Source organism: Rhodococcus sp. P4_F5 (genome assembly GCF_056401315.1).
Genome location: NZ_JBFUJP010000037.1, coordinates 34,491 through 48,888 on the forward strand (window position 1 = coordinate 34,491; position 14,398 = coordinate 48,888).

Sequence of the window (14,398 nt, forward strand, 5' to 3'; positions counted from 1 at the left end):
TCATCGAACAGATGTCATCGGCGAGCGCACCGATCGAACGTGTCGACGCATGGGTTCGGGCTGTCGTGGCCCCCCGTGGCCCCCTATACCCAGGACCCACTACTCGGGTATCGAGCAATCCTGCTCCACACGTACCGATGGGAGACGATGTTCCCCACCGAACTCGCAGCGATGCGCGAGCAACTCCTGCAGCCACTCGTTCAGGCAATCGCCGATCTCCGCGGCGAGGACGACACGAAACCCGCGCAGGCCGCGGCCGAGATCATTTTCGACTCGTTCTTCGGCGTCGCCTGCCGCGCAGAAGCACAAAAGCGACTCGTCGACCCCAACGAGGTCGCTGGGCTCACCGAGATGGCCACACTCATCGCCACCTCATTCAGGGCCACGGATTGAACCGCTGGTCACCTCGGGAGCACTCTTCAGTTCGATCAGCGCTCGAGCTCGCGAGTGCCCTTGATCCATCCGGTCGATCAGTCCCATGTCCGTGTAGGCACCCCGCCCGCTGCTCTGCGGCATGGGCGCCCCGGCCAACCTGCAGGTTTGATTGACCGCCCGAGGCTTGGCGCCGTTCACGGACAGGTGAACGGCGTCCGGATTCGACGACAGTCCCGCACTGCACGGCTACTGGCCGATTGTTCGCGTCGCCTCACGGGACTGGCGGGCCCGACGAACGTCCGGTACCCTCTGTCGAGGCCGAGTGAAAATGTCGTTTTCACGGAGAGTGGCGCCACGGCGTGACTGTCAGGCCTGGTCGACGGTTCGCCCTGGCTCCCGGTTCCCTCGGACCGGAAGCCAGGGCGAACGCGTGTCCGTTGCCGAGGCATTTGGATCCCCAAACGTCGCATCCAGATTTGTGTGATCTGGAGCCCCCTCAGGGGTGATCACCGACTGGTCGACCAATCCAATCCGCATGCGGCGCAGAACGTACCGACATTGGTGGACACCCCCCTCTCTACCCACCCCCCTCCCACCCAAATCTCGCGAATAAAACTGTTAGACAGCATGATTGGACGGAGCAAACCATATCCCCACGGGGTGAGCAGTGAGTCCATCTGGACACGGACCCGGCATTCTCGAGCAGCAAGATCGGCAGCCTGGGGAACGTCACGGCAGTTCGACAAGCGGGTCGGTGCCATCGCGACGGCCGCGCAGACCGACGGCCTCCGGCGCGATCACGCGACCCTCGTCCGAGCGGGTCCGCTCGCCCACGGCCAAGCGGACTTCGCCATGGCCATCTGAACCTCGATAGCTGGGACAACCCGCGTGTTGTCCCAGCAAGACGGTCCCTCCACTCCGGATCAGAGCTGTCGATTCCACTTCTGCTCGGTAACCCAGGCTGCGATCTGAGTCCGCGAGGTGAACCCGAGCTTGGTCAGGATGTGCTCGACGTGGCCCTGGGCAGTCCGCGGTGAGATCACCAACATGGACGCGATCACCTTGTTCGAATGGCCGGCGGCGACGAGGTTTGCCACCTCGGTTTCGCGGCGAGTCAACACGGTTGCGGCTGATCTTGTCGGGGGCTTGTCGGCGCGGTGGTTTCCCAGTGCGTAGGCGACAGCATCGTCGATGCTCATGGCGGCACCGGTGCGAAATGCCTCGCTGTAGGCCTGATTCCCAAGTGCATCCCGGGTGACGGCCTCACATTCGTCGTGGTTCCCGAGCAGGTGCGGTTGGGTCACCGAAACGCTCCCGAGCGTCTGCGAGATTCTCTCGGAAGCACCCATCAGGACAGCGGCACGCGTCGGCTTGTGTTCGCGTATCGCGGTCCAGGCCAACGTCTCCAGGCACCAGCCAGCCACGAACGGGACTCTGACCTTTCCGATCAGCCGCAACGTCTGTTCCATCAGGGCTGCGGCCCGATCGGCCTCTCCCGCCTGGAAGGCTGTCAGCCCGAGGGCGCACAACGAGTACGCGCGGTAGTAGGACTCACCTCGAGGGGTGGTGATCGCCAGAACCTGCTTGTGGCAGGCATCGGCCGTCTCCTCGTCCCCCAACAGTCCGCTCGCGAGCGCGAGGCCGAGGAGACCGCCTATCTGTCGGGCAGTTCGGGACACGCTTCGACTCGGCCCGGACTCGGCCGTGAACGGTGGACCTGCATTTGTGAGAGCAGCCCGGTACCACTCGACCGCACCAGCGAGATCTCCGCCGAACAAGGCCAGATGCCCTCTCGCAAAGTTCGCGACCTCGAGCGACTCCGCGTCTCCCAGCTGTGCTGCGAGCTCGAGGCACAGCGCGACCCGTGCCGCAGCCTCGCCGAGTTGACCCTGTAGTCCCGCCAACACGCTGTCGCCGTACAGCGAGTTCAGACGTTCCTCGGCCCGCGCGGTGCCGGAGCTTGCCAGGGCGCGGCCCAGCCAATGCCTGGCCTCCGACAACAGGCCCCGGCACGTCCAGAACTCGAACATTGCATTGACGATGCGCACGTTGACATCTGGATCGGTGTCGACGATCGGCTCGGTCAGACTGAACGCCATCGCACCCCTCAGGTTCGGCTGTTCCCGATCGAGTCTGGCAATCCAGTTCGCCTGGTGAGGGCCAATCCACTCGGACTGCGCACGCAGCACCAGTCGTTCGTACCACTCGAGGTGACGCCGCTGGGCCCGGTCGTAGTCGCCGGATTCACGCAACTTCTCCCGGCCGTAGTCGCGGATCATCTCGACCATGCCGAAGCGCACGACCGCCCCGGCCTGCTCACGGACCAGGACCGACTTGTCCACGAGCGAGCCCACCGCGTCGAGAAGGTCATCGGCGACCAGCTCCTCGGGGCAGATGCCCTCGGCCGCATCCAGCTCGAAGCCGCCCACGAACAGTGACAACCAGGCCCACAGCTTCTGTTCCCGGGCCTCGCACAGCTCGTAGCTCCAGTCCACACACGACCGCAACGTCTGTTGCCGGGTCGGTGCAACCCGGGAACCGACGGTCAACAGCCGGTATCGGTCGGTCAGGCGCTGCAGGATCTGCTCGGCGGACATCGCCCGGATCCGCACCGCCGCCAACTCGATCGCCAACGGCAGCCCGTCCAACCTGTCGCAGATGCCCGCCACTGCAGCGCAATTGGCCTCGGTGAGCGCAAAATCCGCCTGCCGGTCAGCGGCCCGTTCGACGAACAGCGCCACCGACTCGTACCCGGGCATCGCCTCCAGCGACGGGGCTGGTCGCGACCCCGGAACCGTCAGCGCGGGCACCCTCAACACCCGTTCCCCGTCCACCCCGAGAAGCTCGCGGCTCGTGGCCAAGATTCGCAGGTCCGGACATGATCGCAGCAGTGCCTGCGCCAACTCCGCGACAGCACCCACCAAGTGCTCGCAATTGTCCAGCACCACCAACGTCTGCCTGGTGGAGAGGTAGTCGATCAGCACACGAGACACGGGGCGGCCCGACTGATCCGGCAGCCCGAGTGCAGCGGCAACAGTCTCCGCCAACAAGGCAGAATCGTGCAGATCGCCGAGCGCGACAAACCACACCCCGTCGGCGAAACCCCGCCGCGAATCCTTCGCAACCCGCAACGCCAACCGGGTCTTACCGGCACCACCGATGCCAGCCAACGTCACCAACCGCGTGGTCGCCAGCAACCTCCTCGTCTCGGCAATCTCCCGGCGCCGACCGATGAAACTGGTCAACTCCAGCGGCAGATTTCCAAGCTTGTCCTTGACAGAGATCGTCATCGAGCGTCCCTCAGTTCGCGACTTCCTGTGATGACGCTATACCCGAAATGTTGGGAAGCCCATCGTGGCCATGACCCTGCAGTCTTCAGTTGTCCACCAGCTCGTAGGCAGCCGGTCGCGAGTCCCATTTCGCCACCGTTCGCGCATTGGCAGTCCGCCGATCCCCTCCCCCTCGGAGCGCTCGGCCGGCGAGCGGTTGTCTGCCGCAGGTCGATTCACGCGGCTTCCGACGCGCCCACCGATTCTGGTCAGAACGTTGCCCGATCCCAGAAGTACGTATGCCGAGTGGAACGGCAGGCTCCGGAACAGGACCTCGTGCATTTTGTTGAGCGCTAAGGTAAATTGGTGGGTGCGGGCACCCCCGCCTCCCCAACCGAAAGTGAGCACGCAATGACCGAGGTCTCGGCTCAGCACCCGTACAGCCCCGCGACCGTCGCAGGCGGGCTGGCGTTCGTCTCCGGCGCATTGTCCATCGACGCCGAGGGCGCGGCCGTGCCCGGTCGCATGGCTGCCCTCGACGCCGCCGTGGACCGCATGTGCGAGCGCCTCGCGACCGTCGGCGGCGAACTGCAGGACGTCGTCAAGCTGACCTACTACGTCACCGACCTGACCCTGCGTGAGGAGGCCAACCGGCAGTTCGAGCGGATCTTCGCCGAGCCCCGCCCCGCCCGGACGTTCCTCGAGGTCAGCAGCCTGCCGTACGGCGCATCGGCGGAGATCGACGCGGTTGCGCGCGTAGCAGGCACGGGCAACTAGCCCGGACGCGTAATCTGATGAAAATCTTGGCACTCAATTGTCAGGTATGCCCCGGATGACGAGGAGTTCGCGTGGCACGCGATGCAGTTCCCACTCATGACGCCGTAGACGACATCGTGAGCCAGTGGGCCAGCCAGTGGCCCGACCTCGACGTCTCCGCCCTGCACGTCTTCGGCCGACTGCATCGCAGCTATCTGCGCTACCAGACCTCGCTCGCCGCAGTCTTCGACAAACACGACATCAACATCGCATCCTTCGACGTCCTTGCGGCCCTGCGCCGTTCGGGCCCGCCGTTCCGGATGACCTCCGGGCAGCTCGCCGAGATGTCGCTGGTGACCACTGGCGGGGTGACCCTGCGGGTGGACCGGCTGGAGAAGGCGGGCCTCGTCACCCGAGAGCGAGACACCGAGGATCGCCGGGTGGTGTACGCCCAGCTCACCGACGAGGGCCTGCGGGTGATCCAGGAAGCGGCGCTCGAGCATTTCGCGAACGAGGCCAGGATGCTCTCCGGCCTGAGCACAGCGGAGCGCAAGCAACTCGCCGGGCTGCTGCGCAAGCTCGAGCACTCGATCGAGTCAAGCGAATCCCCGGACTCTGAGCAGTATTCCGCATAGCGCGCACACCGGCCCGAAGTTCCCTAATGTCACATTGAGTCACTCGAGGTGAGCCGATGTGACACTAGGGAACTTTCGGTTGGGCTACACGAGCGCCGGTTCCGTCGGCGCCGTCGTGGCCGCCTGTTCCTCGGCTTGCGCGAGGTAGAGCCGCCGCAGCCGGATCACCCCGAGGTCGTGCTGGTAGAGGTTCTCGGCCTGGTCGGCGTCGTGGGCCATGCCCTCGAGCATCACTCTGTCCTGCTCGAGCACCACCCAGTGCCGCTCCTCGAGCGTGGTGCGGTACAGGAACCGCCACACATCGCGCTCCCAGCCGCTGACGCGGCGGTAGCGCCAGAAGAACACCGCGGTGGTGTGCGCGTCGATCGGGGTGCCCATGCCGACGATGCCGAACGGCCCGCCGGGGCCGGCCGTCGCGGGGTACGGGATCTCCAGGTCCACCCAATCCGCGCCGGTGCGGCAGAACTCCACCCAGTCGAAGTTCACCCCGCGCTGGTCGGTCTTCTCGAAGAAGAAACCGCGCTCGGTCTCGCGGATCCGGAATCGGGCAGAGGTCTCGCCACCGGACATCGAGTGCGACTCCCGGTGCAGGAACGCGCCGTGCATCGGGTCGAGCAGGTTCTCGAGAGTGAAGCGCCACGGGGTTTCCCACTCGGCGTAGCAGAGGAAGGCCGAAACACCCTCGTCGACAAGCGGATCGGGCAGCTGTAGCGGAGCCGGCTCGGCGCTGGGATCGGTGCCGAACCAGGCGAGGATTGCGCCCCCGACCTCCTGCACGGGCAGGCTGGTCACCAGGCGCTTGCCCTCCAGGTTGCAGCCGGGCATGCCGGGCACCGAGACGACCGTGCCGTCGCCGTCGACCTGGACGCCGTGGTACTTGCAGGCGATCCGGTCGCCGAGGTGCTGCCCCTGGGAGAGCGGGGCGCCGCGGTGCGGGCACCGGTCCGCCAGCATCCGGACGGTGCCGTCGGCCCGCCGGAAGAGCAGCCAGTCCTCGCCGAGCCGGGTGACGCGATGCATGCCGCCGCGCTCGACGAAATGCGACGGACACACCGCGTGCCACTGGTCGCGCATGCCGGTCGTGAAGATCTGCTCGCTGGTCAGCGGGCCTCGGTTGAGTACGTTCGCCATTACTGTGCTCCCATCCGGGCGATCTCGGCGGTGAAGGTCTCGCTGCTCCACGGCTGCCCGTCGGGGCCGTGGATGCCACGCCGGTTGAGGCCCTCGACGAGTTCCTCGAGTCCGTGACCGCCCTCCCCGAACACCTCCTCGATGACGCCGGCGAGCTTCAGCTCGTACGGGGTGGGGTCCCCCGAACGGGACTGGTGTTCAACAAGATAAAGACTCATCGGGTTCCTCCTACAGGTCCAGTACGAGCTCGTCGGTGCGGGCCCGCGAGACGCAGATCATGACGGTTTTGCCGGAATTCTGTTCGGCGCTGGACAGCACGGAGTCCCGGTGATCCGGAACCCCTTGCAGCACGCGCGTTTCGCAGCTGCCGCACATGCCCTCACGGCACGAGTTCGGCAGGTTCATCCCGGCGCCCTCGAGCGCGTCGAGGATGGTCTCGTCCGGTGCGGCGGTGACGCTGATGCCGGAGCGGCTGCACACCACGCGGATCGGGCGGTCGGCTTCGGACTCCTCGCCCCCGGCGCGCGCCTTCGGCTTGAATCGCTCGAGCTGGATGGTCCCGGCCGGCCAGTCCGCCCCGATCCGTTCCACCGCGCAGAGCAGGCCCTCGGGCCCGCAGGTGTACACCAGCGTGTCGGCGTGTGGGGTGGCGAGCAGGGCCGCCAGGTCGAGGGCCCCCTCACGGTCCTCGCTGACCACGTGGACGCGGTCGCCGAACTCGCGGAGCTCGTCGAGGAAGGCCATGCCCTCTCGACGACGGCCGCCGTAGTGCAGTTCCCAGGCCGCGCCGCGGCGCTGCGCCTCGCCGATCATCGCCAGGATCGGGGTGATGCCGATGCCGCCGGCGATGAACACGTATTTCGGCGAGTCCAGCAGCTCGAAATTGTTGCGCGGGTTGCTGACGGGCACCGTGTGGCCGGGGCGCAGGACATCGTGCACGTGCCGGGATCCGCCCCGACTCGCGGGATCACGGAACACGGCGATGCGGTAGCCGGTCTTGTCGTCGGGATCGCCGCACAGCGAGTACTGCCGGACCAGGCCTTTGCCGAGGTGGAGGTCGAGGTGCGCGCCGGGCGTCCAGGCCGCGACCGCGCCGCCGTCACCGTGCTCGAGCCGGACCGACATGACGTCGTTCGACTCCCACCGCATCTGCCGGACCACCAGCTCGACGGTTCCCGTTTCGAGTTTCATCCTCGCTACCTCTCTTCACCGACCGAGGCCAGTTTGTTCAGTGCTCAATAGCTTAGCGCTAAGATGTAATCTGCGCCACAGCCCGCCCGAACATCTTTTTCTTCGGCCCTGAACGCGGAACGGCGGCGTGGCACCGGCGCGACACCGGTGCCACGGCGCCATCCGGGTCGGGTTCTAGTGCGACGCGGTCCCCGGCACGGTCACCGGAGGGGTGAACGGCGACGGCATCTCGCCATACGCGGCGAGGTCGACCTCGACGATCACCGGACCGCGCAGCGCCACCGCGGACTCGAGCACGGAATGCGCCTCGGAGGCACCCGAAATCCGCTGGTACGGCACCCCGATCGACTGGGCCAGCAACGCGAAGTCCGGGGTGACCAGGTCGACGGCGTACGTCGCCTGCCCGCCGCCCTTCTGCATGTTTCGCAGCACGCCGTAGCCGCCGTCGTTGCAGACCAACAGCACCAGCCACGGCTTTTCCTGGGCCATCGTGAGCAGCTCGCCGAAGTGCACGGCCAACCCGCCGTCGCCGACCAGACCCAGCGTGGGCCTGGTCTCGTCGGCCAGCGCGGCACCGATCGCCATGCCCAGGCCCTGCCCGATGCCGCCGCCGCGCGGGAAGACGTTGGACTTCGGATCGTGGATCGGCAGCAGCCGGTTGCCCCACGAACTCGACGCGATGGTCACGTCCCTGGCGATGACCGAGTCGAGCGGCAGCACCGCGCGAACCGCGTCCGACAGCGCTGCGTGGTCGCCAAGGCCGGCGCGCTGTTTCGCGCGCACCTGCTCGCGGGTCTCGCGGGCGCGCCGCGTCCAGTCCGGATCGACGGCAGCTCCGATGCCGGAGGCCAGCACCGCGTCCAGGAACTGCGCCGTGTCCGCGACGATCCCTGCCTGCGCGGGGTACACCCGGCCGAGCGCCTTCTCGTCGAGGTCGACCTGCACATGCACCGCAGGCACCGGCATCGAATAGTCGCCGGTCTCGTTGGACCGGAAGTGGGTGCCCAGCGAGAGCAGCACGTCGGCGTCCGCGAGCAGCGCCCGGCCCAGCGGCGAGCTCCCGTAGTTGCCGATGCACAGCGCATTGTCCTCGGCCACCGCGCCGCGACCAGAGTTGCTGGTCAGCAGCGCCGCCCCCCAACGCTCGACCAGTTCGGTGAGCTGCGGGCCGGCCTGCGCGACGCCGCCGCCCGCCCAGATCACCGGGCGCTTCGCCCCGCGCAGCAGCTCGACCGCCGCTCGGACCTGGGTCGGGTCGGCAGGGGCCGGGGCCGTCGCGGCGAGCTGCTGCGGGGTGAAGGTCTGCGCGGCGTACTGCAGATCGATCGGCCACTCGATGCTTGCGGGCCCGCCGGGCTTCTCGAGCGCCCTGGCGATGCCGTCGCGCAATATCTTGCCCGCACTCTCGGCGTCGAGAATGGTTGCCGCGTAGCTCGACACCGCCTCGAGCATGCCAAGTTGGTCCTTGGTCTCGTGGATGAAGCCGCGACCCGAGCCCAGGTACCGGCTCTCCACGTTGCCGGTCACGTGCAGCACCGAGGTGCCGGCGCTGAGCGACTCGATCAGCGAGCCGGCCGCGTTGCCAGCGCCGGTCCCGGTGCTGGTGAGCGCGCAGCCGAGCCCGCCGGTGGCCCGGGCGTAGCCGTCCGCCGCACTGACCGCGGTGGCCTCGTGCCGCACCGGCACGAACCGCAGGTGCTTGCTGACGGCCTGCACCAGTGGCTGGTTGTGCACGCTGACGATGCCGAACACAGTGTCGACGCCCGCCTCGCGGAGCACCTGCACGAGCAGGTCCCCGCCGTTGCCGGTGATCTCGGAGGTCATGATGGTGTTCCCTTCGGGGCGTACAGATTTCGTGAACTCAGACATAGCGCGCCACTCCCCCGTCCACGTCGACGGTGGTGCCGGTGACGTACGACGCCCGCGGCGAGAGCAGGGTGGCGATGATGTTCGCCACCTCGTCGGCGCGGCCGAACCGGCCGAGACCGATACCGCGGTCGGCGGCGATCTCGGCCTCCCATTCGGCGAAGGTCGCTGCGGCGCCGGACTCCTCGTAGCGGCGGCGCCACTGTCCGGTGTCGACCAGGCCGAGCGCGACGGAATTCACCCGCACGCCCTGACCGGCCAGCTCGAGCGACAGCGACTTGCTCAGGTTCAGCAGTCCGGCCCTGGCCGCGCTGGTGGTGACCAGGCGCGGCTCGGGCTGGCGGGCCAGCACCGCGTTGATGTTGACGATGGACGCCACCGGCGACACGGTCAGGTAGGGCAACGCCGCGTCGACGGTGTTGAGCACACTGGAGAACTTCAGGTCCAGCTCGTCGCGCCAGTCGTCGAGGGTGACCTGGTCACGGGGTTTCATCCTGGATCCGCCCGCGTTGTTGACCAGGCCGTCGAGGCCGCCGAACCGGTCGGTGCTGTCGGCGACCATGCGCTGCACCGCGGCGGTGTCCCGCACGTCGCACGCCGCGGTGTGGATCCGATCGCTGTCGCCGAGCGGGGCGATCGCCGCGTCCAGGCGAGCCAGGTTCCGCGCGCAGGTGACGACGTTGGCGCCCTCGGCGAGCAGCAGTTCCACCGTGGCGAGCCCGATGCCGGAGCTGCCGCCGGTGACCAGGTAGGTGCGGTCCTTCATCTGCAGGTCCATCGAGCAATTCCTCTGCGGTGTAGACGATTCGGTGCGGGGTCGGTCTGGGGGTGTGATCAGTTGAGGACGAAGCCGCCGTTGACCACCAGCTGCTGGCCGGTGATGTAGGCGGCCTCCGGGCCCATCAGGAAGGCGACCGCGCCCACCAGGTCCGCCGGCTGCTGGGGGCGGGTCAATGCCCGGTTCAGCCGGTACAGCTCGTGACGATGTCCGGGAACCATTGCCGCCGAATCGGATTCGGTGAGCCCCGGCGACACCGTGTTCACCGTGATGCCGTACGGGCCGAGGTCTCGGGACATGGTCCGGCTCAGCGCCGCGACACCGCCCTTGGAGGCGATGTAATGAGCCAGCCGAGGCGAGCCGTACAACGCGGCGTCGGAGCCGATGGTGACGATCCGGCCGTCGCCGTGCTCGATGATCGAGGGCACCAGCGCCCGGCTGACCAGAAAGGTGCCGCGCAGGTTCACGTTCAGCACCCGGTCCCAGTCCTCGACCGCGAGCTCGTGAACAGCCTTGCCGCCCACGCCGTCCGCGAGGGCGGCGTTGTTCACCAGTCCGTACAGCGGCCCGTCGGCGGTCACCGTGTCGGCCATTGCCTGCACCGAGTCCGCGGCCCGCAGGTCCACGTGGACAAACCGGGCCTTGACGCCGTCCGCGCGCAACTGCTCGGCGGCCGGCTCGCCCCAGTCAGCCCGGACGTCGGCAAGCCACAGCGTTGCGCCGTCCGCCCCGAGCCGCCGGGCGATGGCCAGGCCGAGGCCGCGGCCTGCGCCGGTGACGACGATGGTGCGACCGTCGAGGCCGGGTTCGGCGGCGGTCATCAGCCGCGGGTGATTCCGTGCATGACCGAGGTCTCCGGGTATGTCGGGATCTGCGGCTTCTGGGCGCCGATGATGACGCAGAACAGCGCGTCGACGTCGCCCGTGTTCTTCAGGCTGCGCGGCACCCCGGCCGGCACCACGATCATGTCGCGGTACCCGAGGGTGCGCTTCTCGACCTTGCCGTCGCGGTGGATGCCGACCTCGACCTGGCCCTCGAGGACGAAGAATGCCTCCTCGACGTCGTGGTGGGTGTGCTCGGGGCCCTCGCCGCCCGGCGGCAGCAGCATGTTCGAGAAGGTGAAGCCGCGGGAGGCGATGGTGCGGGTGTCGCCCTCGTGGTTGCCGGTGGCGCCGGACCCGACATAGCGGATCTGCGCACGCCGGAACTGCGGGCCCGCCTTCTCCTGGAAGCTCAGGGTGTCGAAATCCTCGTGCCGGGTGGCACGGGTGAGGATCAGCGAGTCGGTGTAGTCGGCGAGGTCGGCGAGGTCGGCGGAGTCGTACTCGAGCGTGCCGGGGGCGGCGGCGGTCTGGTTGGACATGGGTTCTCCTTGCTTCGGTTGTGCGTCAGTGGTTGTGGAGGCGCTCGGTGATGTGGACGAATGACTCGAACCACGCATTGAAGGCGGCGGGGCGTTCCTGGTTGGCGAGGTGGCCGGCGCCGTGCACGGTGACGAACACGCTGCCGCGGATGCCGCCTGCGAGGACCTGGCTCGAGGCCTCACCGGTGACGGTGTCGGCGTCGCCGCAGAGCACCAGCGTGGGTGTGTCGATCCGGGTCAGGTCCGCGGTGTGGTCGGTCGCGGCCATCGACTCGGCCGCGTGGCGGTAACCGGGCAGCCGGATCGCGTCGGCCATCGCCGCGACGGCCGCCCGCACCTGCTCGTCGGATACGGTGCCGGACAACAGCTTGGGTGCCCGTTGTGCGGCGAACTCGGCCGGACCGAGCTCGGCGAGCTGGCCGGCGCGCGCGCGCATCGCCGCCGCGGACTCGGCGGTCGCGGCGGAGCCCACGGTGGAGTCGCCGAGGATCAGGCTGCGCACCAGCTCGGGGTGCCGCAGCACCAGTCGGGTAGCGATCACCCCGCCCCAGGACATCCCGAGGACGTGCGCGCCGCGGTCGCCGCAGCGGTCGCGGATCACCTCGGCGGCGGCGTCGGCGTAGTCGTCGAGGCCCAGCGGGCCGTCCGGGTCCGCGGAGCGGGCGTAACCCGGTGCGTCCCAGGCCAACAGCCGAAGCCGTCCGGCCAGCTCGTCGAACTGCGGGGCGAACGAGTCGGCGCTGCCGCCGATCCCGTGCAGCAGCAGCACCGCGGGTCCGGTGCCGACGTCGGTGACGTGGAGGTCTGCCATCGCTTCTATCCGATCAGTCCGGGTCGCCCGAGCAGCGTGGACAGCGACCGCAGCACCGCGAACGGGACGATCCCGCTGGTGCGCGGGTTGTCCGGGCTGGGCAGGTTCTCGATCTGGAACTCGTAGCGTCCCATCGGACCCCGCGCGCTGATCACGTGCCGGGTCAGGTCCGCGCCCGGGTCGGCGACGAGCTCCACCCGGACCAGGTGCGCGTCCTGCACCGCGAACGACACCGCGGCCGCGACGTTGAGCGAGCGCGGGAACAGCCGGGCGGCCTGAGTCGCGTCACCCTCGAACACCAGCATCGGCAGCGTCGCAGAGGTGATCTCGGCCGCCCGCTCGGCGTCCATCCACGGCTGCACCAGCGCGGCGGGCTTCTTGGTCGTCCGGACCGTCACGGTGTCGAATGCGGCGGCGTCGGAGGCGGCGGCGAGCAGGTCGAGTCCGCCAATCGCGCCCGTGGTGCACAGCACCCGCCCCGGACCGGTCTTACGCAGCCGCTGTGCGAAGTCCGGGTCGGTGATCGCGCCCGCCGAGGAGATCAGGAGGTCGCGGCCGGCCTCGAGGATCGCCTCGCCGTGGTCGACGACCACGGACTGGCCGGCACACTCGACGACGACGTCGCTGACCGTGACAGCCTCGTCGAGATCCACCTGCGGGACAGGCGGATTCGTGATCGGATCCTGGTCGACGATCGCGACCAGCCGGGCGTCGGGGACCGCGCCGAGCAGCAGACGCTCGACCACGGTCCGCCCGATGCTGCCGTACCCGACGACAGCGATCTTCGCCGGCGCGGCGGTCAGGCGGGTCATCGGGTCGCCTCGGCGGACAGCGCGGCGACCCGCTCGAACGCGCCCGGGTCGGCGACGCCTGCCATGTGGTCGCGAACCTCCTTCGACGGCGGACCGGCGGTGCCCCACAGGTCGGACAGCTCGGGGACCCGACGCCACACCTTGCACAGCCAGCGGTCCTCGTCGACCTGCGCGATGCCGGAGGTGTACTCGCACACCAGGCCCGCGGGATCCGCGAAGTAGGAGAAGGTGTTGTCGCCGGGGCCGTGCTTGCCCGGGCCCCACAGCGGCAGCACGCCGTGCTGACGCAGCCGGCCGATGCCCCGCATGAAGTGGTCGACCGTCGACATCTCGTACGCGACGTGGTTCACCGACGTCCACTGCGCCTGGTTGAAGGCGATGCTGTGGTGGTCAGAGTTGCAGCGCAGGAACGCCATCTGGTGTTCGGACCAATCCGAGACCCGCATGCCGAGGACGTCGCCGTAGAAACGCACGGCCGCGTCGATGTCGACGGTGTTGAGGACCACGTGCGTGACGCCGACCGGGACCGCGTCCTCGCGGCCGAACCGGGGCACCGCGAGGGTGTCGGCGAGAAGCTCGATGACACGGCCCTCGAGGTCCACGAACGCCAGCCCGTATCCCCCGCCGACACCGCCGGAGGGACCGGGCCCGGAGACGAGCGGGATGCCGCGCAACTCGAGGCGTCGGGCCGCCTCGTCCACCTCGGCGGGCGTGCCGACAGCAAAGGTGATCCGGCCCAGTCCGTTGCGGTCGGCGGCGGTGAGCTGCAGAGCGTGATGCTGATCGCCGGTGCCGCGGAGCCAGGCCGCGTCGGTGTCCTGTTCCACGACACGCAGGCCCCAGACCTCCGAGTAGAAGTCCGTTGAATCGGCGCAAGCCGTGGTCCGCAGCTCCACCGAGCGCAGGGACCGCAGGCGCGCGATCGGTTCGTTCATGGCCTTGCCTCCAGTGACTTAGGTCTCAATATCTTAGCGCTTAAATATATGGGTGTGAAGGGGTCGCGAGATTTTCTTCTCCCCACCCCGGGTCAGGTCAGTCGGCCCAGGGGTTCGGCTGGTCGTCGAGCCCGAGGTAGATGCTCTTCTGCCGGGAGTAGGCGGCGATACCGGCGCGTCCCTTCTCCACCCCGAGCCCGCTCTCCTTCACGCCGCCGAACGGCGTGGAGATGCTGAACTGCTTGTAGGTGTTGATCCACACGGTGCCGGCCTGCAGCCGTCGTGCCAGCCGCCACGCCCTGCGGTAGTCCGCGGTCCAGATCCCCGACGCCAGGCCGAACACCGAGTCGTTCGCCTGCGCCAGCAGGTCGTCCTCGCCGTCGAACGGCAGCGCGACCAGCACCGGACCGAAGATCTCCTCCTGGCAGGTCCGCGAGCCGTTGGTCAGCCCGTCGATCACCGTCGGCAGGTAGTAC

At 68.4% G+C, this 14,398-nt stretch carries 15 protein-coding genes; 3 read left to right on the top strand and 12 right to left on the bottom strand.

Annotated features, from left to right (window positions below):
- Positions 1 to 147 precede the first annotated feature (147 nt).
- A complete protein-coding gene (locus AC1DU4_RS16005) occupies positions 148 to 393 on the top strand; it encodes a hypothetical protein (protein WP_477841414.1) in 246 nt (81 codons plus the stop codon).
- Between the two features lie 905 nt (positions 394 to 1,298).
- Here the strand turns inward: AC1DU4_RS16005 and AC1DU4_RS16010 are convergent.
- Complete coding sequence (locus AC1DU4_RS16010; RefSeq protein ID WP_477841396.1) at positions 1,299 to 3,665, bottom strand: ATP-binding protein; 2,367 nt, start codon at positions 3,663 to 3,665, stop codon at positions 1,299 to 1,301.
- A 390-nt stretch (positions 3,666 to 4,055) separates the two neighbouring features.
- Here AC1DU4_RS16010 and AC1DU4_RS16015 point away from each other — a divergent pair, with 390 nt between their 5' ends.
- Both AC1DU4_RS16015 and AC1DU4_RS16020 read left to right on the top strand, forming a co-directional pair.
- Positions 4,056 to 4,421 carry a RidA family protein gene (locus AC1DU4_RS16015; RefSeq protein ID WP_477841397.1) on the top strand — a complete coding sequence of 122 codons (366 nt, stop codon included), beginning with the start codon at positions 4,056 to 4,058 and terminating at the stop codon, positions 4,419 to 4,421.
- Between the two features lie 71 nt (positions 4,422 to 4,492).
- The gene (locus AC1DU4_RS16020) at positions 4,493 to 5,035 is read left to right on the top strand and encodes a MarR family winged helix-turn-helix transcriptional regulator (protein WP_477841398.1); all 543 of its coding nucleotides are present in this window, start codon (positions 4,493 to 4,495) and stop codon (positions 5,033 to 5,035) included.
- An 84-nt stretch (positions 5,036 to 5,119) separates the two neighbouring features.
- Here the strand turns inward: AC1DU4_RS16020 and AC1DU4_RS16025 are convergent, their stop codons facing one another.
- The 11 genes from AC1DU4_RS16025 to AC1DU4_RS16075 all read right to left on the bottom strand — a co-directional run.
- Positions 5,120 to 6,166: a Rieske 2Fe-2S domain-containing protein gene (locus tag AC1DU4_RS16025; protein WP_477841399.1), complete on the bottom strand. Its 1,047-nt coding sequence runs from the start codon at positions 6,164 to 6,166 to the stop codon at positions 5,120 to 5,122.
- The gene (locus AC1DU4_RS16030) at positions 6,166 to 6,384 is read right to left on the bottom strand and encodes a recombinase-like helix-turn-helix domain-containing protein (RefSeq protein WP_477841400.1); all 219 of its coding nucleotides are present in this window, start codon (positions 6,382 to 6,384) and stop codon (positions 6,166 to 6,168) included. The genes AC1DU4_RS16025 and AC1DU4_RS16030 overlap by 1 nt, the downstream gene beginning before the upstream one ends.
- A 10-nt stretch (positions 6,385 to 6,394) precedes the next feature.
- A complete protein-coding gene (locus AC1DU4_RS16035) occupies positions 6,395 to 7,357 on the bottom strand; it encodes a PDR/VanB family oxidoreductase (RefSeq protein ID WP_477841401.1) in 963 nt (320 codons plus the stop codon).
- Between the two features lie 174 nt (positions 7,358 to 7,531).
- Positions 7,532 to 9,181, bottom strand: a complete 1,650-nt coding sequence (locus AC1DU4_RS16040) for a thiamine pyrophosphate-binding protein (protein WP_477841402.1) — start codon at positions 9,179 to 9,181, stop codon at positions 7,532 to 7,534.
- A gap of 37 nt (positions 9,182 to 9,218) precedes the next feature.
- The gene (locus tag AC1DU4_RS16045; protein WP_477841403.1) at positions 9,219 to 10,001 is read right to left on the bottom strand and encodes an SDR family oxidoreductase; all 783 of its coding nucleotides are present in this window, start codon (positions 9,999 to 10,001) and stop codon (positions 9,219 to 9,221) included.
- A 56-nt stretch (positions 10,002 to 10,057) separates the two neighbouring features.
- The gene (locus tag AC1DU4_RS16050) at positions 10,058 to 10,822 is read right to left on the bottom strand and encodes a 3-oxoacyl-ACP reductase family protein (RefSeq protein ID WP_477841404.1); all 765 of its coding nucleotides are present in this window, start codon (positions 10,820 to 10,822) and stop codon (positions 10,058 to 10,060) included.
- Positions 10,822 to 11,364 (bottom strand): cupin domain-containing protein, encoded by a 543-nt coding sequence (locus AC1DU4_RS16055; protein WP_477841405.1) that lies wholly within the window; start codon positions 11,362 to 11,364, stop codon positions 10,822 to 10,824. Before AC1DU4_RS16055 ends, AC1DU4_RS16050 begins: the two co-directional genes overlap by 1 nt.
- A 25-nt stretch (positions 11,365 to 11,389) precedes the next feature.
- Positions 11,390 to 12,175 carry an alpha/beta fold hydrolase gene (locus tag AC1DU4_RS16060; RefSeq protein ID WP_477841406.1) on the bottom strand — a complete coding sequence of 262 codons (786 nt, stop codon included), beginning with the start codon at positions 12,173 to 12,175 and terminating at the stop codon, positions 11,390 to 11,392.
- Positions 12,176 to 12,180: 5 nt separating this feature from the next.
- Positions 12,181 to 12,987 carry an aspartate dehydrogenase domain-containing protein gene (locus AC1DU4_RS16065; RefSeq protein WP_477841407.1) on the bottom strand — a complete coding sequence of 269 codons (807 nt, stop codon included), beginning with the start codon at positions 12,985 to 12,987 and terminating at the stop codon, positions 12,181 to 12,183.
- Positions 12,984 to 13,922, bottom strand: coding sequence for a VOC family protein (locus tag AC1DU4_RS16070; RefSeq protein WP_477841408.1), 939 nt, complete (start codon positions 13,920 to 13,922; stop codon positions 12,984 to 12,986). Before AC1DU4_RS16070 ends, AC1DU4_RS16065 begins: the two co-directional genes overlap by 4 nt.
- 97 nt (positions 13,923 to 14,019) lie before the next feature.
- Positions 14,020 to 14,398: aldehyde dehydrogenase family protein (locus AC1DU4_RS16075; protein WP_477841409.1), on the bottom strand; the 379-nt coding region annotated here is incomplete at its 5' end.

Bases quoted from the DNA above. Each gene is read 5' to 3' on its own strand.
- AC1DU4_RS16015 (WP_477841397.1), top strand. From the start codon at position 4,056: ATGACCGAGGTCTCGGCTCAGCACCCGTACAGCCCCGCGACCGTCGCA.
- AC1DU4_RS16055 (WP_477841405.1), bottom strand. From the start codon at position 11,364: ATGTCCAACCAGACCGCCGCCGCCCCCGGCACGCTCGAGTACGACTCC.
- AC1DU4_RS16030 (WP_477841400.1), bottom strand. From the start codon at position 6,384: ATGAGTCTTTATCTTGTTGAACACCAGTCCCGTTCGGGGGACCCCACC.
- AC1DU4_RS16005 (WP_477841414.1), top strand. From the start codon at position 148: ATGTTCCCCACCGAACTCGCAGCGATGCGCGAGCAACTCCTGCAGCCA.
- AC1DU4_RS16045 (WP_477841403.1), bottom strand. From the start codon at position 10,001: ATGGACCTGCAGATGAAGGACCGCACCTACCTGGTCACCGGCGGCAGC.
- AC1DU4_RS16035 (WP_477841401.1), bottom strand. From the start codon at position 7,357: ATGAAACTCGAAACGGGAACCGTCGAGCTGGTGGTCCGGCAGATGCGG.
- AC1DU4_RS16070 (WP_477841408.1), bottom strand. From the start codon at position 13,922: ATGAACGAACCGATCGCGCGCCTGCGGTCCCTGCGCTCGGTGGAGCTG.
- AC1DU4_RS16060 (WP_477841406.1), bottom strand. From the start codon at position 12,175: ATGGCAGACCTCCACGTCACCGACGTCGGCACCGGACCCGCGGTGCTG.
- AC1DU4_RS16065 (WP_477841407.1), bottom strand. From the start codon at position 12,987: ATGACCCGCCTGACCGCCGCGCCGGCGAAGATCGCTGTCGTCGGGTAC.
- AC1DU4_RS16025 (WP_477841399.1), bottom strand. From the start codon at position 6,166: ATGGCGAACGTACTCAACCGAGGCCCGCTGACCAGCGAGCAGATCTTC.
- AC1DU4_RS16050 (WP_477841404.1), bottom strand. From the start codon at position 10,822: ATGACCGCCGCCGAACCCGGCCTCGACGGTCGCACCATCGTCGTCACC.
- AC1DU4_RS16010 (WP_477841396.1), bottom strand. From the start codon at position 3,665: ATGACGATCTCTGTCAAGGACAAGCTTGGAAATCTGCCGCTGGAGTTG.
- AC1DU4_RS16040 (WP_477841402.1), bottom strand. From the start codon at position 9,181: ATGACCTCCGAGATCACCGGCAACGGCGGGGACCTGCTCGTGCAGGTG.